This window comes from Streptomyces sp. NPDC025793, from assembly GCF_055558375.1.
The window spans coordinates 1-1,649 of the sequence record NZ_JBVHMR010000146.1 but is presented as its reverse complement, the minus strand read 5'-3'; the positions used below and the strand labels follow the sequence as shown (position 1 = coordinate 1,649).

At 68.8% G+C, this 1,649-nt stretch carries 2 protein-coding genes; one reads left to right on the top strand and one right to left on the bottom strand.

From position 1 onward, the window contains the following. Nucleotides 1-269: 269 nt before the first annotated feature. Nucleotides 270-1,079 (top strand): IS5 family transposase, encoded by an 810-nt coding sequence (locus tag ACZ4MF_RS48970; RefSeq protein WP_467500940.1) that lies wholly within the window; start codon nt 270-272, stop codon nt 1,077-1,079. Here ACZ4MF_RS48970 and ACZ4MF_RS48965 read toward each other — a convergent pair. Next, entirely contained in the window at nt 1,018-1,527 is a 510-nt protein-coding gene (locus ACZ4MF_RS48965) for a hypothetical protein (RefSeq protein WP_467500939.1), read from the bottom strand. The two genes, ACZ4MF_RS48970 and ACZ4MF_RS48965, sit on opposite strands and share 62 nt — an antisense overlap. Nucleotides 1,528-1,649 lie beyond the last annotated feature (122 nt).

The following is a 1,649-nucleotide window of genomic DNA, read 5'->3' as shown; positions in this document are numbered from 1 at the left end:
ACTGGCCGTTCTCTATCCGTTCGTGTGCTCGATCTGGTTCGAACGGAGTCCTGGATCGGGTGAGTTGGCCGACGTCGAGGCATGAAGGAAGGGCCTCTTGGTAGCTCGCGGTTGTCGAGTCCAACGAGAAGCAAGAGGCCCTGTTGTCGAAGTGTCGCGTGGTCGCGGTTGGCGGGTCCAGTCCGGCCACTCGTGGGTGTGACTGTCTCGCCCATAGGTTCGGGAACGCGGGTGACCGGCCGGAACGTCGGCCCCGGTACGGCTCGGACATAAGCGATGCCGAGTGGGCGTCGGTGCGGGATCTGCTGCCGGTGCCGGGGTGGCTGACAGGCCGGGGCGGCCGTCCGGAGGGCTACTGCCACCGGCAGATGATCGACGCCGTGCGCTACCTCGTCGACAATGGCATCAAATGGCGGGCGATGCCGTCCGACTTCCCACCCTGGCCACGTGTGTATGCCTTCTTCGCCCGCTGGCGGGACACGGGACTGGCGACCGAGCTGCACGACCGGCTGCGCGAAGCCGTCCGCCGGGCTGAGGGTCGCAGCCCGGAGCCGAGCGCAGCGGTCGTCGACTCACAGTCGGTAAAGGCGGACGCCACCGTTACCCTCACTTCGCGGGGATACGACGCCGGGAAGAAGATCAACGGGCGCAAGCGCCACCTGCTCACCGACACCCTCGGGCTCCTGCTGGCCGTGCTGGTCACGCCGGCCTCCACGACCGACCGGGACGGGGCTCGCACCCTGCTGCCCGCAGCAAAGAATCACTTCCGGCGGCTGGCACGCATCTGGGCCGACGGCGGATACACCGGCCACCTCACCGACTGGACCACTCAGCACCTCGGAGTCGTCCTCGACATCGTCCGCCGCAGCGACGATGCCAGCGGCTTCGAGGTCCTGCCCCGCCGCTGGGTCGTCGAAAGGTCCTTCGCCTGGCTCCTGCGCAGCCGACGCCTGGTCCGTGACTACGAACGGCGCACCGACACCAGCGAGGCCGTCGTCCTGTGGTCGATGACCATGCTCATGAGCCGCCGCCTGGCCGCCCAGCGCCGGCAGCGTCCTGCTCCGGCGCGGGCAGCATGAAGCTGCCCGGTTTCTCCTCGACCAGCCAGCCCCGTTCCACCAGCCGTTTGAGTCGGGCCCTGGCGCCCTCGACGCGGGAGGCGGAAGCACTGTCCCAGCCCAGCACCACCGCTGCCCGCCGGGCACCCAGCCCATCGGCTCCCGCCTCCAGGGCAGCGGCCATCAACGCCTGGTAGTCCACCGACAGCACCTCGATGTCGGTCGCGTCCTGGCGGTGAGGCACCGCCCGGCGCGGACCCACCGGCTTCCTCTGCGACACCCCGCCGGCCGCTACGGCGGGCGCTTCTTCCTCGGCCAGTGCCTCCAGATACTGTTCCAGGCCGATCACTCGGCGTCTGAGCACCTCTTCGGCCTCTGCCAGAGCCGCCCGCACCCGCTCCAGCTCGGTTTCGAGTTCCTCCACCCGCACTGCCGCGGCCTTCTGCCGCGCTTCCAGCACCGCCCGCATCGATGGCATCTGCCACCCCCACGACATCTCGGTCAGCAACGGACCGAGACTCCCGCGACAACTGGGCTCTCATGCCTGACCAGCAGAAACCACACACGAGGTTCGGAAAGAGAACGACCTCT